This is a genomic window from Microtetraspora glauca (genome assembly GCF_040656155.1).
Lineage (GTDB): Bacteria > Actinomycetota > Actinomycetes > Streptosporangiales > Streptosporangiaceae > Microtetraspora > Microtetraspora glauca.
Genome location: NZ_JBFALK010000001.1, coordinates 164,241 through 186,184, shown reverse-complemented (window position 1 = coordinate 186,184; position 21,944 = coordinate 164,241). Strand labels below are relative to the sequence as shown.

25 protein-coding genes are annotated in these 21,944 nt (G+C 71.5%); 10 read left to right on the top strand and 15 right to left on the bottom strand.

Annotated elements, in window-relative coordinates; all coding sequences use genetic code 11:
• The first annotated feature begins 33 nt into the window (after positions 1–33).
• Together AB0I59_RS01010 and AB0I59_RS01005 are read left to right on the top strand one after the other, a co-directional pair.
• A complete protein-coding gene (locus AB0I59_RS01010; protein WP_358128762.1) occupies positions 34–1,026 on the top strand; it encodes a helix-turn-helix transcriptional regulator in 993 nt (330 codons plus the stop codon).
• Between the two features lie 205 nt (positions 1,027–1,231).
• Entirely contained in the window at positions 1,232–1,609 is a 378-nt protein-coding gene (locus AB0I59_RS01005) for a DUF5319 domain-containing protein (RefSeq protein ID WP_358129505.1), read from the top strand.
• On the opposite strand, the gene AB0I59_RS01000 is transcribed toward AB0I59_RS01005, so the two are convergent.
• The 5 genes from AB0I59_RS01000 to AB0I59_RS00980 all read right to left on the bottom strand — a co-directional run bounded on the left by AB0I59_RS01000 (position 1,570) and on the right by AB0I59_RS00980 (position 5,786).
• A complete protein-coding gene (locus tag AB0I59_RS01000) occupies positions 1,570–1,740 on the bottom strand; it encodes a hypothetical protein (RefSeq protein ID WP_228645257.1) in 171 nt (56 codons plus the stop codon). The two genes, AB0I59_RS01005 and AB0I59_RS01000, sit on opposite strands and share 40 nt — an antisense overlap.
• A 49-nt stretch (positions 1,741–1,789) precedes the next feature.
• A complete protein-coding gene (locus AB0I59_RS00995; protein WP_228645294.1) occupies positions 1,790–2,416 on the bottom strand; it encodes a sigma-70 family RNA polymerase sigma factor in 627 nt (208 codons plus the stop codon).
• Between the two features lie 300 nt (positions 2,417–2,716).
• The gene (gene groL / locus AB0I59_RS00990; RefSeq protein WP_061253261.1) at positions 2,717–4,342 is read right to left on the bottom strand and encodes a chaperonin GroEL; all 1,626 of its coding nucleotides are present in this window, start codon (positions 4,340–4,342) and stop codon (positions 2,717–2,719) included.
• A 70-nt stretch (positions 4,343–4,412) separates the two neighbouring features.
• On the bottom strand, positions 4,413–4,724 hold the full coding sequence (gene groES, locus AB0I59_RS00985; protein WP_055482820.1) for a co-chaperone GroES: 312 nt from the start codon (positions 4,722–4,724) through the stop codon (positions 4,413–4,415).
• A 174-nt stretch (positions 4,725–4,898) separates the two neighbouring features.
• Positions 4,899–5,786 carry an NAD-dependent epimerase/dehydratase family protein gene (locus tag AB0I59_RS00980; protein ID WP_063818609.1) on the bottom strand — a complete coding sequence of 296 codons (888 nt, stop codon included), beginning with the start codon at positions 5,784–5,786 and terminating at the stop codon, positions 4,899–4,901.
• 125 nt (positions 5,787–5,911) lie between these two features.
• On the opposite strand from AB0I59_RS00980, the gene AB0I59_RS00975 reads away from it, so the two are divergent.
• The 3 genes from AB0I59_RS00975 (at position 5,912) to AB0I59_RS00965 (ending at position 8,581) form a co-directional block, all read left to right on the top strand.
• Entirely contained in the window at positions 5,912–6,448 is a 537-nt protein-coding gene (locus AB0I59_RS00975; RefSeq protein ID WP_082776537.1) for a MarR family winged helix-turn-helix transcriptional regulator, read from the top strand.
• A gap of 11 nt (positions 6,449–6,459) precedes the next feature.
• The gene (locus AB0I59_RS00970) at positions 6,460–7,704 is read left to right on the top strand and encodes a class I SAM-dependent methyltransferase (protein WP_358128758.1); all 1,245 of its coding nucleotides are present in this window, start codon (positions 6,460–6,462) and stop codon (positions 7,702–7,704) included.
• A 175-nt stretch (positions 7,705–7,879) separates the two neighbouring features.
• Positions 7,880–8,581: a hypothetical protein gene (locus AB0I59_RS00965; protein WP_061253259.1), complete on the top strand. Its 702-nt coding sequence runs from the start codon at positions 7,880–7,882 to the stop codon at positions 8,579–8,581.
• On the opposite strand, the gene tsaD is transcribed toward AB0I59_RS00965, so the two are convergent.
• From tsaD to AB0I59_RS00915, 10 genes are all read right to left on the bottom strand, one after another.
• Positions 8,525–9,562, bottom strand: a complete 1,038-nt coding sequence (gene tsaD / locus AB0I59_RS00960; RefSeq protein ID WP_228645262.1) for a tRNA (adenosine(37)-N6)-threonylcarbamoyltransferase complex transferase subunit TsaD — start codon at positions 9,560–9,562, stop codon at positions 8,525–8,527. The two genes, AB0I59_RS00965 and tsaD, sit on opposite strands and share 57 nt — an antisense overlap.
• Positions 9,549–10,019: a ribosomal protein S18-alanine N-acetyltransferase gene (rimI, locus tag AB0I59_RS00955; protein ID WP_228645263.1), complete on the bottom strand. Its 471-nt coding sequence runs from the start codon at positions 10,017–10,019 to the stop codon at positions 9,549–9,551. Before rimI ends, tsaD begins: the two co-directional genes overlap by 14 nt.
• Entirely contained in the window at positions 10,016–10,738 is a 723-nt protein-coding gene (gene tsaB, locus AB0I59_RS00950; RefSeq protein ID WP_358128754.1) for a tRNA (adenosine(37)-N6)-threonylcarbamoyltransferase complex dimerization subunit type 1 TsaB, read from the bottom strand. The genes rimI and tsaB overlap by 4 nt, the downstream gene beginning before the upstream one ends.
• Positions 10,739–10,797: 59 nt before the next feature.
• The gene (locus tag AB0I59_RS00945) at positions 10,798–11,355 is read right to left on the bottom strand and encodes a class F sortase (protein WP_358128751.1); all 558 of its coding nucleotides are present in this window, start codon (positions 11,353–11,355) and stop codon (positions 10,798–10,800) included.
• A 2-nt stretch (positions 11,356–11,357) separates the two neighbouring features.
• Positions 11,358–11,996 (bottom strand): hypothetical protein, encoded by a 639-nt coding sequence (locus tag AB0I59_RS00940; protein ID WP_061253255.1) that lies wholly within the window; start codon positions 11,994–11,996, stop codon positions 11,358–11,360.
• 189 nt (positions 11,997–12,185) lie between these two features.
• Positions 12,186–12,641: a tRNA (adenosine(37)-N6)-threonylcarbamoyltransferase complex ATPase subunit type 1 TsaE gene (gene tsaE / locus AB0I59_RS00935; RefSeq protein ID WP_061253254.1), complete on the bottom strand. Its 456-nt coding sequence runs from the start codon at positions 12,639–12,641 to the stop codon at positions 12,186–12,188.
• Positions 12,642–12,755: 114 nt separating this feature from the next.
• Positions 12,756–13,808, bottom strand: coding sequence for an alpha/beta fold hydrolase (locus AB0I59_RS00930; protein ID WP_061253253.1), 1,053 nt, complete (start codon positions 13,806–13,808; stop codon positions 12,756–12,758).
• Entirely contained in the window at positions 13,805–15,016 is a 1,212-nt protein-coding gene (gene alr / locus AB0I59_RS00925; RefSeq protein ID WP_358128747.1) for an alanine racemase, read from the bottom strand. Before alr ends, AB0I59_RS00930 begins: the two co-directional genes overlap by 4 nt.
• Before the next feature lie 52 nt (positions 15,017–15,068).
• A complete protein-coding gene (locus tag AB0I59_RS00920) occupies positions 15,069–16,598 on the bottom strand; it encodes an NAD(P)H-hydrate dehydratase (protein ID WP_358128744.1) in 1,530 nt (509 codons plus the stop codon).
• Positions 16,599–16,649: 51 nt separating this feature from the next.
• On the bottom strand, positions 16,650–17,000 hold the full coding sequence (locus AB0I59_RS00915; RefSeq protein WP_061253250.1) for a holo-ACP synthase: 351 nt from the start codon (positions 16,998–17,000) through the stop codon (positions 16,650–16,652).
• Between the two features lie 209 nt (positions 17,001–17,209).
• Between AB0I59_RS00915 and coaA the strand changes: the two genes are divergently transcribed.
• From coaA to AB0I59_RS00890, 5 genes are all read left to right on the top strand, one after another.
• Positions 17,210–18,133: a type I pantothenate kinase gene (gene coaA, locus AB0I59_RS00910; protein ID WP_061253675.1), complete on the top strand. Its 924-nt coding sequence runs from the start codon at positions 17,210–17,212 to the stop codon at positions 18,131–18,133.
• Between the two features lie 8 nt (positions 18,134–18,141).
• Positions 18,142–19,140, top strand: coding sequence for a DUF389 domain-containing protein (locus tag AB0I59_RS00905; protein ID WP_063818608.1), 999 nt, complete (start codon positions 18,142–18,144; stop codon positions 19,138–19,140).
• Positions 19,141–19,227: 87 nt separating this feature from the next.
• Positions 19,228–20,130 carry an ABC transporter ATP-binding protein gene (locus AB0I59_RS00900; protein ID WP_061253249.1) on the top strand — a complete coding sequence of 301 codons (903 nt, stop codon included), beginning with the start codon at positions 19,228–19,230 and terminating at the stop codon, positions 20,128–20,130.
• Complete coding sequence (locus AB0I59_RS00895) at positions 20,127–20,993, top strand: hypothetical protein (RefSeq protein WP_061253248.1); 867 nt, start codon at positions 20,127–20,129, stop codon at positions 20,991–20,993. The genes AB0I59_RS00900 and AB0I59_RS00895 overlap by 4 nt, the downstream gene beginning before the upstream one ends.
• Complete coding sequence (locus AB0I59_RS00890) at positions 20,990–21,943, top strand: ABC transporter ATP-binding protein (RefSeq protein ID WP_061253247.1); 954 nt, start codon at positions 20,990–20,992, stop codon at positions 21,941–21,943. Before AB0I59_RS00895 ends, AB0I59_RS00890 begins: the two co-directional genes overlap by 4 nt.
• The last annotated feature ends 1 nt before the right edge of the window (position 21,944 follow it).

The following is a 21,944-nucleotide window of genomic DNA, read 5'->3' as shown; positions in this document are numbered from 1 at the left end:
CGCGCCTGGCGACCCGAGCGCGCGGAGCGAGCCATGAACACGACGCGAAACGCCGACCCCCTCCAAGCCCTCGGCCTCGACGAGGCAGAGACCGCCGTGTACACCACCGTGCTGCGGCTGCACCGTGCGACGCTCGACGAGGTCGCCCAGGCCGTGGACGAGCCCGTGGAGCGGGTGACCCGCCTCCTGTCCACGCTCATCCGGCTCGGGGCCGTCGACGAGGCCTGCGGGGAGTACCTCGCCCGCCATCCCGCGGCCCCGGTCGGCCGGCTGGTCGCCGAACGGCTCGCCCTACTGGCCCTGCAGAGCCGCCAGATCGACGAGATGCTCGCGGCGGTCGGTGATCTCGCGCACCACTACGACTCCGGGCGCGACTACCGCACGGGCGAGCTGCACGTGCGTCCTGTGAGCGGCGCCGACCAGCTCTACGAGGCCGTGATCCGGCTGGCCAGGCGGGCCCCCGGTAAGGACCTGGTGGCCGCCCTCCCCGACCGGCGTACGGCCGGGGACTTCTTCGAGAAATACGCCGACATGTGGATTCGCGCGATCAAGGAAGGAAGCCTGACCTCGCGCCTGATCGTCCCGGTCTCCGCGCTCGGCGTCCCCGGCTTCCGGGAGGTCGCCGGACTCCTCAGCCGGGCCGGCACCGAGGTCCGCTCCCTCGACCAGGTGCCGAGCTGGTTCTTCGCGCTCGGCGCCGACGCGGCCGGACTGCCCGTCCAATGGGGCGCCTCTCCCTCCGAACACGCCTACAACTGCTCGCTGGTCCAGTCGCCCGTCGTCGTCGGCTCGCTCCGCGCCCTGTTCACGGAGCTGTGGGGCCGGGCCGTGCCGGTCGCGCATCCGGGAGGCACCATCCAGGTGCTGCGGCTCGCGGCCCAGGGCCTCTCCGACGAGACGATCGCCCGGCACCTCGGCCTTTCCGTCCGCACCGTACGCGCCAGGTTCGCCGAGGCCATCGCCGAGCTGGGCGCCAACTCGCGATTCCAGGCGGGCGTGGAGGCCAGCCGCCGGGCCTGGCTCTGATCGGCCGCCTCCCGGTCCAGTCCTCCGAGCGCCCCTCGGACCACGCCTCGGACCACGCCTCGGACCACGCCTCGGACCACCCACTCGGGCCGCCTCCCGATCCGCCCGGAGGAACCGGTTCCGTACGAGCCGGTCAAAGCGTGTGGACCGGCCCGAGTGGGCCCACTTCCACTCGCCGGAGCGGGCCGGGTCATAAGGTGGGATGGTGCTGGAAGACGTCCCCCGCGATCCTTTCGCGGACGACCCGAACGATCCGTCGGCGGAGCTGGGCGAACCCGACGACCAGGAGCCGCTGAGCCTCGCCGAGCGCGACGAGGCCCTGACCGACCTCGCCGACGTCGAGGTCTTCCGCTCGCTGCTCGAACCACAGGGCGTGCTCGGGCTGGTCCTCGACTGCCCGGAGTGCGGCGAGCAGCACTACTTCAGCTGGGACCTGCTCAGGGGCAACCTCCGCCAGATGATCGACAACGGCCGGCCGCAGGTCCACGAGCCCGCCTTCCAACCGGACCCCAGCGACTACGTCAGCTGGGAGTACGCCCGGGGCTACGTCGACGGCGTGATCGACACCGAGGAGAGCCGATGACTGTCCACGTCGGCGATCAGCGCGCCTAGCAGGCGCACGGCGACGTCGCCCGCCTCCACACCGAAGGCGACGGACTCCCGCCGGGCCAGCGCGTCCAGAACGGCGTCGGTCCGCGCCACATCCGCATCCACTGCTGAATCGTCGCACGACCGCGGCCGGCGCGGCGCACGACCGCGGTGATCACGCAATCGACTCCAGTTCGGCCATCTGCCTGAGCCTGGTCAACGCCCGATGCTGGGCGACCCGCACGGCACCCGGTGACATGCCGAGCACGTTGCCGGTCTCCTCGGCCGACAGCCCCGACACCACCCGTAGGATCAGCAACTCGCGCTGGTTGTCCGGCAACCGCGACAACAACGCCCGCGCGTGCTCGGCCTCGATGTAGCGCACCACCGTCTCCTCCGGCCCCGGGCCGTCGTCCGGCCCGTCGGGAAGATCCTGGGTGGGCACGGCGGAACGCACCGAACTGCGCAGCGCGTCGGCGACCTTGTGCGAGGCGATCCCGAACACGAACGACGCGAACGGGCGGCCCATGTCCCGATAACGCGGCAAGGCGGACAGTACCGCGATGCACACTTCCTGAGCCACGTCGTCGGCGATGTGATAGTGACCGGAAACCCTTCCCAGTCGCGCACGGCAATAGCGCACCACCATCGGGCGCAGATGTCCCAGAAGCGATTCGATCGCGGTGCGATCTCCTTGTACGGCAAGGCTGGTCAGTTCCCTGAGGTCGGACTCATCCGATCTCGTCGCAAGCCTTACCCCAGTTGCGGCGTCGGCGACGCGTCCCTCGGTCACGTTAGGCATGATGCCCGCCACGATCGCGCATGTCGTCATGGTTAACGGCTACGGATTGGTCACATTGACGCGTCGATAACCGCACGTAATCGATTGAACACAACAGGGTTTGAATATTTCAGATGAATGGCCCAATTGGCAATTACATGTCAGATGTTCGACCAGCGCCGACGCCCGACGCCGCAGTTCGGTTTACACCAAAAAGAAGTACGGCCCTCGCCTCGGCGAGAGCCGTACTGTGCTACTTTGTCCCGCCTTCGGCGGGACGGGCGTGAGGCGCCCTAGACCACCCGACGGGCGTGAGGCCTGTCAGTGACCGTGGCCGTGACCGTGGCCGTGACCGTTGGCGGCCGCGGGGGCCTCCTCCTCGGGCTTGTCCACCACGAGAGCCTCGGTCGTGAGCAGCATGCCGGCGATGGACGCGGCGTTCTGCACGGCCGAACGGGTGACCTTGACCGGGTCGATGACACCCTGGGCGATCAGGTCGCCGTACTCGCCGGTCGCGGCGTTGAGGCCGTGGCCGACCGCCATCTCGGAGACCTTGGAGGTCACGACGTACCCTTCGAGGCCGGCGTTCTCGGCGATCCAGCGAGCCGGCTCGACGAGGGCCCTGCGGACGACCGTCACACCGGTGGCCTCGTCGCCGGACAGACCGAGGTCGTCCAGCTCCTTGGCCACGTGCACGAGCGCGGAGCCACCGCCGGAGACGATGCCCTCCTCGATCGCGGCGCGGGTCGCGGAGATCGCGTCCTCGAGACGGTGCTTCTTCTCCTTCAGCTCGACCTCGGTGGCCGCGCCGACCTTGAGCACGCAGACGCCGCCGGCGAGCTTCGCGAGACGCTCCTGGAGCTTCTCGCGGTCCCAGTCGGAGTCGGACTGCTCGATGGCGATCTTGATCTCCTTGACGCGGTCGTCGATCGCCTTGGCGTCACCGGCGCCGTCGACGATCGTGGTCGCGTCCTTGGTCACGACGATGCGCCGGGCGCTGCCCAGCACGTCGAGACCGACGTTGTCGAGCTTGAGACCGATCTCCTCGCTGACGACCTGGCCACCCGTGAGGATGGCGATGTCCTGCAGCATGGCCTTACGGCGGTCGCCGAAGCCCGGGGCCTTGACGGCCACGGAGGTGAAGGTGCCGCGGATCTTGTTCGTCACCAGGACGGCCAGGGCCTCGCCCTCGACGTCCTCGGCGATGACGAGCAGCGGCTTCTTCGTCTGGACGACCTTCTCCAGGATCGGGAGGAAGTCCGCGATCGACGAGATCTTGCCCTGGGTGATCAGGACGTAGGGGTCGTCGAGGACCGCTTCCATCCGCTCGAGGTCGGTCGCCATGTGCGGCGACAGGTACCCCTTGTCGAACTGGAGGCCCTCGGTGAAGTCCAGCTCCAGGCCCATGGAGTTGGACTCCTCGACGGTGATGACACCGTCCTTGCCCACCTTGTCGAACGCCTCGGCGATCAGCTCGCCGATCTTGACGTCCTGGGCCGAGATCGTCGCGACGTGCGCGATCTCCTGCTTGTCGGCGACGGGACGGGCGCCGTCGAGCAGCTTCTCGCTGACGGCCTTGGCCGCCAGGTCGATGCCGCGCTTGAGCGACAGCGGCTGGGCACCGGCGGCGACGTTGCGCAGGCCCTCACGGACCATCGCCTGGGCCAGCACGGTGGCGGTGGTCGTACCGTCACCGGCGATGTCGTTGGTCTTGGTCGCCACTTCCTTGGCGAGCTGGGCGCCGAGGTTCTCGTACGGCTTGTCCAGCTCGACCTCGCGAGCGATGGTGACACCGTCGTTCGTGATCGTGGGCGCACCGAACTTCTTGTCGATGACCACGTTCCGGCCACGGGGGCCGAGCGTAACCTTCACGGCGTCCGCGAGGGCGTTCACGCCACGCTCAAGAGCGCGCCGCGCGTCCTCCTCGAACTCCAGGATCTTGGGCATTCACGTCTCCTTACGAGCGCGTCGGAGCCCCGGGCACGTGCGTCCCGGGGCTCCTCATGCTTTGCGCGGCCTACTTCTCGATGATGGCGAGCACGTCACGGGCCGAGAGCACCAGGTACTCCTCGCCGCCGTACTTGACCTCGGTGCCGCCGTACTTGCTGTAGAGGACGACGTCGCCCTCCTTGACGTCGAGCGGAATCCGCTTCTCGCCGTCCTCGTCCCAGTTGCCCGGGCCCACCGCGAGGACCTTGCCCTCCTGCGGCTTCTCCTTGGCGGTGTCCGGGATGACCAGACCGGAAGCGGTGGTCTGCTCGGCCTCAAGCGGCTGGACCACGATGCGGTCACCAAGCGGCTTAACGGGAACCTTAGTGGCGGTCGTCACGATCGGACCTCCCCTTCAGATTGCGATGAATGAGCTGAAGAGGCGACCAGCGGCCTGCCGTCGCGGGTGTCAGACCTGTCTCGTCGCTGTTGGCACTCTCGCTAGGCGAGTGCCAACACGAAACAGTATGCAAGGGCGCCGTGACAGTCAACACGAACCCCCGTCGCAGGTCAGCTATGGCGTCCCACCGGCGCCGATTTCGCTCAGGGCGTCTTCCGTGGCACCGGCCGCGAGGTCTTCCACGATCCCGGGGCGTGACGGCGTCCATCCGAGCTCCCGGCGCGCGCGGGCGCCGCTCACCCGCTGGCTCAGCGCGAGCGCGTCCGCGAACGGCCGCCCGAGCACCTCCGCCGCCTGCTCGACGGGCCACGGCACCGCCCGCGCGCACGGCGTTCCGGCCGCGCGCGCCGCCGCCTCGGCGATGGTCGAGACCGGTACGCCCTCCTCCGCGACCGCGTGGAACAGGTCTCCCGGCCTGGCCCGCTCCAGGACGAGCGGGTAGAGGTCGGCGAGGTCCGCGACGTGGACGGTCGGCCACACGGGCGGCGGCCCTCCCGCGTGGACGTAGCGGCCGAGGCCGTACTCCGCCGCCTGGGCGGCGAGCAGCGCGGGGATGCCCCTGCCGTACCCGTGGACGATGCCGGGGCGGATGACGAACCCCCCGCCGTCGAGCACGATCCGCTCCACGGCCGGCCGGTAGCCGACGAGCGGGAGGGGATCGACCGGAGCCTCCTCGGTGGCGGGTTCCCCGGTCCGGCCGAGCACCCAGACACCGCTGGTGTAGACGAGCGGCTTCCCCGTCGAGATGAGTGCCCGGACGGCCGCGACGTCGACCCGCTCGTCGCCGGTGGGGCTCGCCGCGTGGATCACCGCGTCGACGTCCGGCGTCACCGCCCCGATCAGGCTCTCCGGCTCGCGCAGGTCTCCGCGTCGCACGTCTCCGGTCAGGCCGCTTCCGGCCGGGTCCCGGACCAGCGCCACCACCTCGTGACCGTCACCGGCGAGCCGCTCCGCCACCGCGGCGCCGATGTACCCCGTCGCGCCGATCACCAGGACCTTCATCACTCTCACCTCGAACTTTTCGACATCAAAGCTTTCGATGCCGCAACACTAGCCGTCGATGTCGAATATTTCAACGTCGAAGTTTCCGCTAGCCTGGTGCGGAAGCCGAGAGCACATGGAGTGAGATGACCGGCATGCCCGACGCCGTGGACACGATCCTCGGCCAGTGGGCCCGTACGCGGCCCGACGTGGACTGCTCCCCGATGGGCGTGGTCGGCCGGATCTCGCGTGCCGCCCGCCTTCTGGAGAAGGAGACGCGAGAGCACTTCGCCGGGCACGGCCTGGAGCCGTGGGAGTTCGACGTGCTCGCGTCGCTGCTGCGGTCCGGTCCCGAACACCGGCTCTGCATGGGTGACCTCGCCGCCGCGGTCATGGTCAGCTCGCCCGCGCTGACGAACCGGATCGACCGCCTGGCGGCGAAGGGGCTGGTGAACCGCGAGGTCGCCCCCGACAACCGGCGCATGGTCCTGATCACCCTCACCGATGAGGGGCTGGCCGTGGCGAACGACCTCCTCGACGGCCATGCGGCCAACGAGCGCCGCCTACTGGCCGCGCTGTCCGGCGCGGAGCAGGATCGGCTCGCCGCCCTCCTGCGCGCGCTCCTCGTCTCCCTCGGGGACGCGGGGGAGGGCCCGGACCGCAGCGCTCCGGCGAAGCGATAGCGTCGGGAGCCGTGGACCTTGAGGCGTTCCGTGAGCTGCTGACACCCGAGGGGCGGACCGCGCTGGCCGAGGCCGTCCGTGTGGTGGCCGAGGGGCTCGATCCCGTGGCGGCGGCGACCACGCTGCGGCGCGTCCACGATCCCGCGCTCACGTCGGCCGCCCTGACCCAGGCCGCCCTCCGCCGCCGAGGAGAGGCGAAGTTCGGCGACGAGGCCGCGGTGATGTACTTCACACCCCACGGCCTCGAACAGGCGACCCGGACGGAGGTCGCCGCGCACCGCGCCCGCCGCGTCGCCGGCGCGGCGGGGCAGGGGCAGGGGGTGGGCGCGACGGGAGCGACGGGACCGCGCGTGCTCGACGTGTGCTGCGGGATCGGCGGCGACCTGATCGCCCTCGCCCGCGCGGGCTGCGCCGTGGACGCGGTGGATCTCGATCCACTCGCCGCCGAGGTCGCCCTGGCCAACGCCGCCGCGCTCGGCCTCACCGACCGCGTCCAGGTGCGTACGGCCGATGCCGCGGACACCGATCCCTCGGCGTACGACGTGCTGTTCGCCGACCCGGCCAGGCGCGGCTCGCGCGGGCGGGTCTTCGACCCGATGGCCTACTCGCCCTCATGGCCGGCCACGCTGGAGCTGGCGTCGCGGGCTCCGGCGGCCTGCCTCAAGGTGGCGCCCGGCATCCCGTACGAACTCGTGCCCGAGGGGGCCGAGGCCGAGTGGGTCTCCTACAAGGGCGAGGTGAAGGAGGCGGCGATCTGGCTCGGCGGCTTCGCGCCCGCCCTCGACGACGAGAGCCCCGGTCACACGAGCACCGGCTTCTCCCGGCGGGCGACCCTGCTGCCGTCCGGCGAGACCCTCGTCCCGACCGGAGCGGAGGCGGACACCGGCCCGGTCGCGCGATATCTGTACGAGCCGGACGGGGCGGCGGTCCGCGCGCACCTGGTCGCGGAGGTGGCGGACCTGGTCGGAGGGCGACTCCTCGACCCGCGGATCGCCTACATCACAGGTGACGCGCTGGTGCGCACCCCCTGGGCCGCGGCATACGAGGTGCACGAGGTCATGCCGTTCTCGTTGAAGGCGCTGCGCGCGGCTCTCCGGAAACGAGGCGTGGGGAATGCCACGATCAAGAAGCGCGGCTCTGCGGTCGATATCGAGCAATTGCGCCGGGATTTGCGGCTTTCTGGGGATAATTCAGTAGTAATCGTGCTTACCCGGATCGCCGACCGCCCTTACGCGCTCATCTGCCAAGCCGTCTGACCTGGCACTACGGCAAATTATCGCAATCCATCGATAACCACGGTCTTTCACCGTCCCGCCGGAAATCGGCGCCGCACGCGGCTATTGTGGGCGGTCGGGCGCGGCCCGCCCGATCACGAATCCCTCGAAACCGGATCAACCCGCCACTATGCGTCGGCGGGCGAAGGAGCTTTCGGTGGACCACTCCAGCCACGGCCTCCTCCACTCGGGCAGCCAGACCGCCGTCTCCGAGCGGATGCGCGAGCTGCTGGCCCGCGCGGCCCAGGATCACGTCTACGAGCAGCGCACGCAGGGTGCCGTGTTCGACGAGATCCGCCAGCGTCTCGAAGGCATGGAATGGCTGCTCCGCGAGCTTCGCGAGCGCGGGCTCGGCGGCCTGTGCGGCATGATCGAGGCGGTGGGCGACCAGATCGACGCGCTCGCGGCGAAACCCCCGTCCTGGGCGGAGAGCCTCGCCCGGCACGTCGAGGCGGTCAGCGACCAGGTCGACGCCGTCGGCGAGCGCGTGGACCGGCTCCAGGCGAGCATGGACGCCGCGGCAGGCCGCTTCACCCGGCTGGAGGGCCACCTGACCGACCTGGGCGCGCGGATGGCCGACATGGCCGCCACGCTCGGCACGGTCAGCACGAGGCTGGGCACGATCGACGGGCACCTGAGCCGCCACGACGACCGCTTCGACGTGGTGGAGGGCCGGATCGACGGCCGGTTCACCACCCTGGACGAGCGCCTGATCTCGACCGAGACGCGCCTCACCGGCCGGGTGGAGGCCGTGAGACGCCATGTGGAGGAGGCAGGGCGCCGCCCCGGCGACGGCGCGGCCTCAGACGTGGATGGCCGTGATGGGGAGCGACGAGTCGGCCGGGATGTCCAGCGCTGACGGCCGGATCCCCGCGGCGACCAGCTCGGAGCCGAGCGCGGCCACCATGGCGCCGTTGTCGGTGCACAGCCCGGGACGGGGCACCCGGAGCCGCACGCCCGCCGCGTCGCAGCGCTCCTGGGCGAGCGCCCGCAGCCGCGAGTTGGCCGCCACACCGCCACCGATGAGCAGGTCCTTGACGTCGTAGCGACGGCACGCCTGGAGCGCCTTGCGGGTCAGCACGTCCACGACCGCCTCCTGGAAGGACGCGGCCACGTCGGCCACCGGGACCGTCTCCCCCGCCGCCGCGCGGGCCTCGACCCAGCGGGCGACGGCCGTCTTGAGGCCGGAGAACGAGAAGTCCAGGGTGCCGTCGTCGTACTTGCCACGCGGGAAGGCGATGGCCGTACCCGAACCGGACGTGGCGGAACGGTCGATGTGCGGGCCGCCGGGGAAGGGCAGGCCGAGCACCCTGGCCACCTTGTCGAACGCCTCACCCGCGGCGTCGTCGACCGTGGAGCCCAGCGAGATCACGTCGTGCGCGACGTCGGGCACCAGCAGCAGCGACGAGTGGCCCCCGGACACCAGCAGGGCGATGGACGGCTTGGGCAGCGGCCCGTGCTCCAGCTGGTCGACCGCGACGTGCGCGGCCAGATGGTTGACCCCGTAGAGCGGCACGCCCAGCCCCAGCGCGTACGCCTTGGCCGCGGCGACGCCCACGAGCAACGCCCCGGCCAGGCCGGGGCCGGCGGTGACCGCGACGGCGTCGACGTCGGAGAAGCGCAGGCCCGCCTTGGCCAGCGCGCTCTCCACGGTCGGGGCCATGGCCTCCAGATGCGCACGGGAGGCCACCTCGGGCACCACGCCGCCGAAACGGGCGTGCTCCTCCATGCTGGAGGCGATCGTGTTCGCCAGCAGGGTGTGACCGCGGACCAGGCCGACACCCGTCTCGTCGCAGGACGTCTCGATCCCCAGGACGATCGGCTCGTCACGCATGCTCATGCGCCCCTTCTCTGAGGTTCCGCACCATCGTGATGGCGTCGGTTCCGTCGTCGTAGTAGTTCCGCCGGACGCCGAGCCGTTCGAACCCGAACCGCTCGTACATCGCCTGAGCGGGCGAGTTGTCCGACCGGACCTCCAGGAAGACCTCGCTCGCGCCGCGCCGCACCGCCTCGGCGAGCAGCTCGGTCAGCAGAGCGGCGCCGACACCGGACCTGCGGTGCCCCGCGAGGACGGCGATCGTCTGCACATCGGCCTGGTCGGCCGCGGCCGCGAGCCCCGCGTACCCCACGATCTCGTCGTCGACCACGGCGACCACGTAGTGCCGGGTGCGCGGCTGGTCGTCGAGCTCGCCGCGCAACATGGCCTCGCTCCAGGCGTCGAGCGGGAATGTGATCCGCTCGATCTCGACCACGGAGGGAAGGTCCGCCACGGTCATCCGGCGCAGCACGGCGGTCACGCCGTCACCTTCTTGGGCGCCCCCGGAATCTGGGCGTCGGGCCTGCGCAGGTAGATCGGCCGCGCCGGGCCGAGGACGGCCAGCTCCCGTGCCTGCTCGACGGAGTCGATCCTGCCCTCGGGCACCCGGGCGAGCTCCGCGGCCCGCTCGGGGGTCAGCGCGGCCAGGTGCTCGGCGGCGAGCGCGGCCAGCGCCCCCGCCGAGGGGTACTCCGGATCGGCGACCCGGTCCGGCCCGATCGTCTCGGCGTACATCCGGGCGCCCGCGCCGATCACCGGCAGCTCTCCCGGCAGGTCGTGCGGCCGGTCCACGCGCGGCCCGTCCAGGCGGGTGCGCGCGTCGCCGTACCGCGCCCAGAAGACCTCCTTGCGCCGCGCGTCCGTCGCGACCAGGAAGGGTTCGCCGCGGCCGGAGGCGTAGGCGATCGCGTCGAGCGTGCAGACGCCGTACGCGTGGACGCCCACGGTCCCGGCCAGCGCGCTCGCGGTCATCAACCCGACCCTGAGCCCGGTGTAGGGCCCCGGGCCCGACCCGGCGACGATCGCGGTCACATCGCGCAGAGAGGCGTCGCATTCACGGAGGACGTGTTCGATCGCGGGCGCGAGCAGCTCACCGTGGCGGCGGGCGTCGACCGTCGTCGACTCGGCCAGCACGCGGTCGCCGTCGTGCAACGCGGCCGTGACTGCGGGGGTAGCGGTATCCAGGGCCAAGACCAGCACAAAGGCCAAGCCTAGCCGTTGTCCGGTCTCCTCAGGCCCGTACGCCCGGGACCGGAGGCCTACGCGCGGGGGTCGCTCCCTGCCGGCGAGGCGTAGACGATGACGTTGTCGCGGTACTCGTGGTTGGCCCAGTCGAAGCTGCCGCCGCAGGTGACCAGGCGCAGGCCGTCCTCGGTGTACACCCGCTCGGCGGGGAAGTCGCTCTTGGGCACCCGCTCGACCGAGTCGACGCGGTATTCGGCCGTCTTGCCGTCGCTGCGCAGCACCTTCACCAGCTGTCCCTTCCGCAGCTCACGCAACCGGTAGAAGACGGCGGGCGCGGTCTTCGTGTCCACGTGCCCGATGATCACGGAGGCCCCGCCGTCGCCCGGTACCGCGCTGCCGGTGTACCACCCGGCCGTCCCCGGCTTGTCGTACGGCGGGAGCTCGACATCGCCCTCGGAGGAGAGGCCGAGCTTCATCAGCGGGGCCTTGAGCTTCAGCGCGGGGATGTCGATGCGCTTGGGCACGACCGTGGAGCGAGGGGCGGGCTGCTCGTGGTCCTTGGCGCTCATCGCGAACAACGCCAGCCCGGTGGCGATCCCGGCCACGACCACCCACCGGGACGAACCGGCCAAACTCAGCCTCCCGCGCGCCTACGTGCCACACCGACGCCGATGCCGAGGGCCACCAGCAGGCCGACCGCGGTCGCACCGACCGGCAGGCCGGAGTCCTCCTCGGGAGCGCCCGCCGCCGTGCCGCCGCCGCCCGCGTGCGGTGCCCGAGTGGGGATCTTCGTGGGGGTGGAGTCGGACGCGGATCCAGGGGTGACCTTCAGGGACGTGCTGCCGATGTCGTTGGTGGCCTCGCAGCGCACCTCGATCTTGTAGCCGCCCGGCTTCGCCTCCGCCCTGACATTGGCGCCGCCGCGTACGTGGGGAACGCCCGGGGTGGAGCCCGGAGAGGGCGTGCCGGTCGGGGCGACCAGCGTCACCAGGCCGGTGAACGCGTCCGACCTGGCGGTCGCGCGGTAGTCGGTGCCCCCCTGGGGCAGCGGGCAGTAGGCCGTGATGTGGACGGTCCTGGTGGACCCGCCCTCGACCTTGGACGGATCGACCGTGACGCGGATGTCCTGGCGGGGAAGGGTCACCGAAGGCGACGGTTGCCCCGGCGTCAGGGTGATCGTGGGGGTGGCACCGGCCGTCTGGGCCTCCGCCGTACAGCCGAGCCCGCCGAGCAGGACCATTCCCGTGACGGCGAGATGCCTGACCTTGATCATCCGACCACCCCTCCCACCCCGACCCTGTATACCCAGAAAATCTATGCCAATCCAGGGCTAAGGATCTTCATTCTTGGATGTTTCGGAATGATTCGGTGGGGCGCGGGAAACGCCCTGATCACCGTGCCCGGCGTTCCTGCGTCGGGGAGCGTCCCCCGGATCTGCGCGGACCTCGTGCCGGGAGGGGCACTAGACCAGCGAGGCGGGGATCGCGGACCAGCGCCCGCCCACGCCGCGCAGCCGTACCCGCCGGTCCTCGCCCTCTGGGTCGCGCTCGATGACGATCTCGAGGCGGTCCTCGGCGAGGCCCTCGACGAGTCCCTCACCCCACTCGACGACGGTGACCGAGTCCTCCAGGGAGGCGTCCAGGTCGAGGTCGTCGACCTCCAGCGAGCCGCCGATCCGGTACGCGTCGGCGTGCACCAGCGCCGGGCCGCCGGAGAGCGAGGGGTGGACCCGCGCGATCACGAACGTCGGCGACGTGATCGGGCCGCGTACCTTGAGCCCCTCCCCGATGCCCTGCACCAGCGTGGTCTTGCCCGCGCCGAGCGGTCCGGTGAGCACCATCAGATCGCCGGGGCGCAGCAGCCCCGCGATCTCCGCGCCCAGCGCCCGCATCTCCTCGGTGGTACGGACGGTTCTCACGTGTCACTCCTCCGTTCGCCCGGGCTCACCGGCCGCTCGCCTGACGCTTCCATCGGTCACTGTACGGTCGCCGCGGGCTGACGTGCCGCGCCTCCGGCACGGCGGTACGTCCGTTCACGCCTCGTCGCGCTGTCCTCGCTTGATCAGCTCGCGCAGCGCGTCGTTGACGACGGCGGGGGTCTCCAGCTGCACCAGGTGCGACGCCGCGGGAACCGTGGTCAGCTGCGCGGTCGGCACGGCCGCCGCGATCGCCCGGCTGTGGTCGAGCGGGGTCAGCCAGTCGCGCTCGCCGACGATGATCGACGTGGGCACCTTGTTGAGCACGTCGAGCGCGGTCAGCTTGTCATGGGACATGAGCGCCGGGTAGAAGTCGGCGATCACCTCGGACGGCGTGGCCCTGATCATGGACTCGACGAAGTCCACCACGGTCGGGCTGACGTTCCTGGAGTCGCCGAACCCGAGGTAGCGCACGGCGAGGAAGGCGACGTCGTTGCCCGCCTCGCGTCCCCGGTCGACCAGGGATCCGCGCTTGCGCATCACCGACACCGCCGACGGAACCGCCCTGTGCACGATCTTCGACACCAGCGCGGGAAGGCCGAGCGTGAGCTCGGCCAGCTTTCCCGCCGAGGTGGAGAGCAGCGCCACACCCCGGACCTTGTCGTCGAACAGCTCCGGCCGCCGCTCGGCCAGCGCCATGATCGTCATGCCGCCCATGGAGTGGCCGACGAGCACGCACGGGCCGGGGACCAGCTCCTCCACCACCAGTGCCAGATCCTCGCCCAGGCGGTCGATCGTGCAGTCGCTCGGCTCGGCTCGCGCGGACAGGCCGTGGCACCGCTGGTCCCAGGTCACCAGCCGGTACGACTCACGCAGATCACGCCGCTGGTAGTGCCAGGAGTCCGAGGCGAGGCAGTAGCCGTGGCACAGCACGACGGTGAGGGGAGCGTCCTCGGGGCCGTCGACCTCGGCGTGGATCATCACGCCGTCGGACGTCGTCAGCGCCACCTCCCGGCCGCGCAGCTCGCCGAAGGGCTCGCTCGCCTCCAGGTCGGGGCGCAACCGGATCCGGCCCACGGCGTACCTCTTCGCCATGGCCGCCGCCGCCGCTCCCGCCGACGCGGCGCCCACCACGGCCCCGGCGATCCCGACCGTGCGGCGTGTGCTCATACCTGTTCTCCTCGTGACGGCGGCGCGCTGCGGGCCGGCTCCACCTGATCCCGCTCGCCCGCGTAAACGCGCGGGACACGGGATCCGATCCTGGTCACGATCTCATGGGTGATCGTGCCGAGGGAATCCGCCCATTCCTGACATGTGGCCTCGCCTCGCGTACCGGGACCGAAGAGGATCACCTCGTCGCCCTCACTGACCCTGTTGTCGCCCGCGTCGACGACGAACTGGTCCATGCAGACCCGCCCGGCGATCCGCCGCCGCCGACCTGCGATCAGCACTTCCGCCTGGTTCGTGGCGGTCCGCATGATGCCGTCCGCGTATCCGAGGGGCACCAGCGCCAGCGTCGTCTCACGCTCCGTGACGTACAGGTGGCCGTAGGAGACGCCGGAACCGGCCGCGACCCGCTTGGCCTGCGCGAGCCTCGCCACCAGCGTCATGGCCGGGCGCAGCCCGAACCCGCCCATCTCCGGAATGGGGCTCAGTCCGTACGCCGCGATGCCCGGGCGGACCATGTCGTACCGCGCCTGGGGCAGCGTGAAGGCGGCCGCGGAGTTGGCGATGTGGCGGATCGCGTCGCTCGGCACGCCCATCCCGTCGGCGATCCGCAGCGCCTCGTCGAACACGGCGAGCTGCGCGCCGATCGACGGGTGGCCCGGAATGTCGGCGCAGGCGAAGTGGGACCACATCCCGGCGATCTCGATGGCGCCCTCGGCCCGCGCGGCCAGCGCCGCCTCGATCAGCGCGGCCCACTCGGCCAGCGGCGCCCCGCCCCGGGACATGCCGGTGTCCACCTTGAGGTGCACCCGGACGGTACGGCCGGTGCGGCCGGCGGCGGCCACGATGTCGTCCAGCAGCCAGGGGGCGTTCGCGGACAGTTCCACGCCCTGGAGCGCGGCCTCCTCCAGCGGCTCACCCGGGGTGATGAGCCAGGACAGGATCGGCGCGGTGACCCCGCCCGCGCGCAGGGCCAGCGCCTCGCGCACGAACGCGGTGCCCAGCCTCGTCGCACCGGCTTCCAGGGCCGCCTTCCCGCAGGGGACCAGGCCGTGGCCGTACGCGTCGGCCTTGACCGCGACCATGACGTCGGCGCCTGAAGCCCGCTCGGCGAGGAGACCGACGTTGTGCCGGATCGCCGCGAGGTCGACCCTCGCCTCGGCGGGGGTCCGGACCTGGTCTTTCGCGTCCACGGCGATCTGGAGACTCATCGTTCCAGTCTGTCAGGTGATCCCGGTTGCTCGGGCCCGTTGCCCTCCCGCGTCACAGGGCGCGTACGGCCTCGGGCAGGGCTTCGGCCACGTCGAGGGCGGCGATCGGCGCCTCGCCACCGGGCCCGGAGTCACCGGGCCCGGAACCTCCGGCGGCGCGGTCCGGCCCGGCCGCCGCGATCCGCGCCGCCAGCCCGTGCAGATAGGCGGCGCAGGAGGCGGCGTCGTAGCAGTTCAGTCCCCCCGCGAGCAGCGCGCCCGCGATGCCGGAGAGCACGTCTCCCGTGCCGCCCGTGGCCAGCCACGGCGTCCCTGTGGAGTTGACCCGGACCGGCCGGTCCTCCTCGGCCACGAGCGTGGTGGACCCCTTCAGGAGCACGGTCGCCCCGAGCTCGGCCGCCGCGCGGCGCGCGTGCTCGATCCGCCGCGCCTCGATCCTCTCCCGCGGCACGTCGAGCAGCCGCGCCAGCTCCCCGGCGTGCGGGGTGAGCAGGGTCGGTCCCGACCTGCGCAGCAGCGACCTGTCCGCGGCGACGTGGGTCAGCCCGTCGGCGTCCACGAGCACCGGGAGGTCGGTCGCCAGGATCTCCCTGACGATCGCGTGCGCCTCCCGCCCGGTGCCGAGCCCCGGCCCGACCACCCACGCCTGCACCCGTCCGACGTCGTCGAGCGGTCGTTCGGCTCCGGGGGTGAGCACCGTCGTCACGGCCTCCGGCCAGCGGGCCCTGACCAGCCGGACGGGCTCCTCGAAGCTCGCGAAGCGCACCATGCCCGCGCCCGCGCGTACGGCGCCGCCCGCCGCGAGCACGGCGGCTCCCGCGAACGTGTCGCTCCCCGCGGCGATCCCGATGACACCCCTGCGGTATTTGTCCGACTCCGGGGCGGGCTTCGGCAGCAGGTCGGCGACGTCGTCGCCGGTCAGCGCGGCCACGTCCGGGTCCGGGAGGTACGGCCCGAGCCCGATGTCCACCAGCTCCACCGCCCCGCAGAACGACGCTCCGGGATCGACGAGCAGCCCGTTCTTGTACGCGCCGAACGTCACGGTCGCCTGCGCCCTCACCACCGGCCCGTCCACGCGCCCGCTGCTCGCGTCCACCCCGCTCGGCACGTCGACCGCGATCACCACGCCCGGGGCGTCCGCCGTGAACCCGGCCAGCGTGCCGTACGGCTCGCGCAGCGCCCCCGTGCTCCCGATGCCGACCAGGCCGTCCAGGACCAGGTCGGCGGCGCCGATCAGCTCCCGGGCCGGTCCCGGAGCGAACTCCACCGCCCTGCCGCCCGCGGCGCGCAGCGCGGCCAGGCCCTCCTGGTGGGCGCGTGACCCGGCGAGGATCGCGTCCACCCGGGCGCCGCGCCGGGCCAGCCGGGCACCGGCGTACAGCGCGTCTCCCCCGTTGTCGCCGCTGCCGACCAGCAGGACCACGCGCGAGCCGTACACGCGGCCGCGCCTTTCGGCGAGGACCGGCGCGCACGCGGCGGCGAGCCCGGCGGCGGCCCGGCCCATGAGGGTCCCCTCCGGCAGCCGCGCCATCAGCGCCAGCTCGGCGGCCCGGATCTGGTCAGAGGTGTACGCGGTCCGCATGCGTCCGACCGTATCCCGGGGACGATCACGAAGGCGACGACCCCGCCGGGGCTACGACTCCGCGATCACGTAGGCGATGGCGACGCCTCCGTCGTGGGTCAGGGAGACGTGCCATCTCTTGACTCCGAGGGCGCGCGCCACGTCGGCGGCCGCGCCCGTGACCCGGATCATCGGCCGGCCGACCTCGTTCTTGACGACCTCGGCCTCGACATGGCTGAGACCGGCCGGGCAGCCCAGCGCCTTGGCCACCGCCTCCTTCGCGGCGAACCTGACGGCCAGCGACTCGGTCCGCAGCTCGCGCTCCGCCTCGGTGAACAGCCGCTCCCGGAGTGCGGGGGTGCGCTCGAGCGTGGCGGCGAACCTGGCCATGTCGACGACGTCCACTCCGATTCCCACGATCACAGGGCGAGGCTACCCGCCGCCCGCGCGGCGCGCTCGCCGCCGTGTTCCCCGCCGTGTTCCCCGCGGCGTTCCTGCCGTGTTCCCCGCTGCGTTCCCGAACCCTGCGGCCTTCCCCGGAACCTGTGGTCGCAATCCACCGGTTTCGTCCACAGGCTGTGCACCGCTCCCGGCCGAAGACGTTTTCGACCGGCTGAGTAGGCTTGGCCGACGTGGCAGATGGAGACGCGTATGTCGAGCTCAGCCGTGCCCAGTGGCGGGATCTCCGCAAGAGCACGCCGCTGACCCTCACCGAGGCGGAGCTTTCGGATCTGCGCGGTGTCGACGATCCGATCGACCTCGCGGAGGTCACCGACATCTACCTGCCGCTCACCCGGCTGCTCAACCTGCACTTCACCGGGTCGCGCCAGCGCAGCGCCGCCGTTGGGGCCTTCCTCGGCGAGCGCGACGAGCGCGTGCCGTACGTGCTGGGAGTCGCGGGGAGCGTGGCGGTCGGCAAGTCGACCACGGCGAGGGTGCTGCACGCCCTGCTGGCCCGCTGGCCCGAGCACCCTCGGGTCGACCTGATCACGACCGACAGTTTCCTCCACCCCAACAAGGTGCTGGAAGAGCGCGGGATCATGCACCGCAAGGGTTTCCCGGAGAGCTACGACCGGCGGGCGCTGGTGAAGTTCGTCGCCGACGTCAAGGCCGGCAACCCGTCGGTGACCGCCCCGGTCTACAGCCACCTGGAGTACGACATCGTGCCCGGGGCGGCGCAGACGGTGCAGCGGCCCGACATCCTCATCGTCGAGGGCCTCAACGTGCTGCAGCCCGCGCCGCCCACATCCCTCGCCGTGTGCGACTACTTCGACTTCTCCATCTACGTGGACGCCCGCGTCGAGGACATCAGGGACTGGTACGTCGACCGCTTCCACAAGCTGCGCCGTACGGCCTTCGCCGACCCGAAGTCCTACTTCGCGCACATCGCCGAGCTGTCGTACGACGAGGCCACCGTGTTCGCCAGGAACGTGTGGCGTGACATCAACGAGCGCAACCTCGTCGACAACATCGCCCCCACGCGGGGCCGGGCCGGGCTGATCCTGCGCAAGGGACCCGACCACTCCATCAGCCGGATCCGGCTGCGCCGTACATAATCGTCATCGTGCTGCACCTGCGCGTGATCAGCCCGGCCGACCGTACGGACCGGGTGCTGGAGACGATAGAGCGGGCGACCGGAGTCGCCAACGTCGTGCTGATGCCGAAGGCCGCGCGTCGACCGGCGGGTGACGTGCTGCTGTTCGACGTCGCGCGCGAGGCCGCGAACGACCTGATCGAGGAGCTGAAACGCCTCGGCCTGGAGGAGGACGGCTCGATCGCGATCGACAACATCGAGCTGTCGATCTCGCGCGCCGCCGAGGAGGCGGAGGAGCAGGCCCCCGGCGAGGGCGACGACGCGGTCATCTGGGACCAGCTCGCCCAGCGGGTGACCGCGGACTCCCGGATCACCTGGGCGTTCCTCGCCTTCCTCGCGATCGCCACGCAGATCGCCGGCATCGGCGTGCTCATCCCCTCGCAGATCCTCATCGTCGGCGCGATGGTGCTCGGCCCGGAGTTCGGCGCGGTGGCCGCCGTCTGCTTCGGGCTGCTGCGGCGGGACCCGCGGCTGATCGCCGTCGCGTCCCGGACGCTGGTCGTCGGATTCGCCGTCGCCATCGCGGTCACGTTCGCCTGCGCGTTCGTGTCGCGCGCCATCGGCTGGGTCACCCTCGACATGCTCCAGCACAACGACGAGGTGCGGTTCATCGTCACGCCGGACAAGTGGTCGTTCATCGTCGCCCTGCTGGCGGGCGCGGCCGGGGTGCTCTCGATCACCGCGGGCAAGTCCTCGGCCCTGGTCGGCGTCTTCATCTCGGTCACCACGGTGCCCGCCGCCGGATACATGGCCGTCGCGATGGCGCTCGGCCGCTGGGACGCGGTCGGCCACTCGCTCGCCCAGCTCGCCGTCAACATCGCCGGCATGGTGGCCGCGGGCACCGCCACCCTGCTCGTCCAGCGGTTCCTCTGGCACCGGTACGGCCGCCGGATACCGGTCGTCGCCGGCGTACACCACGAGCATGAGCACGGGCACGACCGGCGGCTCGTCACCCGCACCGGCACCTGAAGACGAGGCTGCCCCGCCACGGTATGACGCGCGGTTCCTCCTCCTGATGGAGGACCGGACCGCTGTCACGGGGGTAGTCTCCGGATCATGACAATCCTCGCAACCGAGGGTCTGACCAAGCGTTTCCCCCGCGTGACGGCACTCGACCGGCTCACGGTCACGGCCGGGACCGGCGTCACCGGGCTCGTCGGCGCGAACGGCGCCGGGAAGTCCACGCTGATCAAGATTCTGCTCGGGCTGCTCCCGCCGACGTCCGGCCGGGCCGAGGTGCTCGGCATGGACGCCGCCACGCACGGCGCGGAGATCCGCCGCGTCGTGGGCTACATGCCCGAGCACGAGTGCCTGCCGCCCGACGTGTCCGCCACCGAGTTCGTCGTGCACATGGCCCAGATGTCCGGCCTGCCGCGCACCGCCGCCCGCGAGCGCGCGGCCGACATCCTGCGGCACGTCGGCCTGCACGAGGAGCGCTATCGCCCGATCGGCGGCTACTCCACGGGCATGCGGCAGCGGGTCAAACTGGCTCAGGCCCTCGTCCACGATCCCCGACTCGTCTTCCTGGACGAGCCGACCAACGGCCTCGACCCGCAGGGCCGCGACGACATGCTCGCGCTGATCCGGCGCATCGGCACCGAGTTCGGCATCAGCGTGCTGGTGACCTCCCACCTGCTCGGCGAGTTGGAGCGGGTCTGCGACCACGTCATCGTGATCGACGGGGGCGCGCTCCTGCGCTCGTCCGCGATCGGCGAGTTCACCCAGGCCACGCAGGCCATCGCCGTGGAGGTGGAGGAGGGACTCGAACCCCTCGCGGCACGGCTGGCCGAGCTCGGCGAGGCGGTGGCCGTACAGGGACGCGTCCTGACCGTCCAGGTCCGCTCGGAGGACACCTTCGACGCCGTACGCGACGCCGTCTGCGATCTCGACCTCAACCTCGTCCGGCTCGAACAGCGTCGCGGCCGCATCGAGGACGTCTTCAGGGAGCCGGCCGCATGACCGAGCAGACCGCGATCATCCACGACATCGGCTACCGGCACTACGAGGGACCCCGGCTCGGCCGCGGGAGCGCCGCGCTCGCCCTCGCCGTGCACAGCCTGCGCGGTGTCTTCGGCCTCGGCCGGACGACCCGCTCCAAGATCATTCCGTTCCTGCTCGTGGCGATCATGCTGCTGCCCGTGGTGGTGTCGATCGCCGTCATGGCCCTGCTGAAGCAGAGCGCGATGGGCTATCCCTCGTACGCCGTGACCATGCAGGCGGTGCTCGCCATCTTCCTCGCGGCGCAGTCGCCGTACCTGGTGGCTCCCGACCTGCGGTTCCGGGTCCTGCCGCTGTACCTGTCCCGGCCGGTGACCGTGCTCGACTACGTCGGCGCGAAGCTGGCGGCCATGACGGTCGCGCTGTTCCTGCTGCTGGCCGTTCCGCTCACCGTGCTGTACGCCGGGGAGCTGCTGGTGGACCTGCCCGGTCCGCCGCACACCCGCGACTACATCGCCTCGATGGTGTGCGCGCTCCTCGCCGCCGTGTTGCTCGCCTCGATCGGCCTGGCCCTCGCGTCGTTCACGCCGAGGCGCGGGCTCGGGGTCGCGTCGGTGATCGCGTTCTACCTGTTCACCTCGGCGGTCTCCGCGGTGTTCTTCGGCGTGCTCCTGTCGGTCGGCAGGGACGCCGCCGCCAAGTGGGCCCTGCTGGTCAACCCGTTCTTCCTCATCGACTCCGTACAGGTGGCGCTGTTCGGCACCGAGCCGTCCAACGGCGAGGGCTACCCCGCGGGACCGTGGCCGGCGCTCATCCTGGTGGCCGTGATCGCCCTCGCGCTGACCGGACTCATCATGCGCTACCGGAAGGCGGCCTCCTCATGACGGTCACCACCGTTCCCGCCGTCGCCACCCGTGAGGGCGTCGTGGAGCTGACCCGGGTCTCCCGCTGGTACGGCAACGTCGTCGCGGTCAACGACGTCACGATGACGATCGGACCCGGCGTCACCGGCCTGCTCGGCCCCAACGGCGCGGGAAAGTCCACGCTGCTGCACATCATGGCCGGATTCCTCGCCCCGTCGAACGGCACCGCCACGCTGACCGGGCAGCCGATCTGGCGCAACCACGGCATCTACCGCCAGATCGGCCTGGTGCCGGAGCGGGAGGGCGTCTACGGCTTCCTGACCGGGTGGCAGTTCGTGCTGTCCGCCGCGCGGCTGCACCGGCTGCCGGATCCGGCGGGGGCCGCCACGCGCGCCCTCGACCTCGTCGAGATGACCGACGCCAAGGACCGCAGGATCGAGACGTACTCCAAGGGCATGCGGCAGCGGGTCAAGGTGGCGGCCGCGCTGGTCCACGACCCACAGGTGCTGCTGCTCGACGAGCCGTTCAACGGCATGGACCCCCGCCAGCGGCTCCACCTGATGGAGCTCGTCAGGCGGATGGGCGCCGAGGGCCGGACCATCCTGTTCAGCTCGCACATCCTGGAGGAGGTGGAGCGGGTCGCCGAGCAGATCGAGGTCATGGTCGCCGGCCGGCACGCCGCCTCCGGTGACTACCGCGAGATCCGCAGGCGGATGACCGACCGCCCGCACCTGTTCCGGGTCCGCTCCAGCGACGACCGCCGGCTCGCCGCCGCGCTGATCGCCGACCCCTCGTCCGGGGCGGTCTCCCTGACGGAGAACGGGCTTGAGGTGCAGGCGCTCGACTTCGCCCGCTTCACGCGGCTGCTCCCGAGGGTCGCCCGCGACACGGGGGTCCGCCTCTGGCAGGTGTCCCCCACCGACGAGGACCTGGAAAGCGTCTTCTCCTACCTCATCCAGCCCCGTGCGTGAT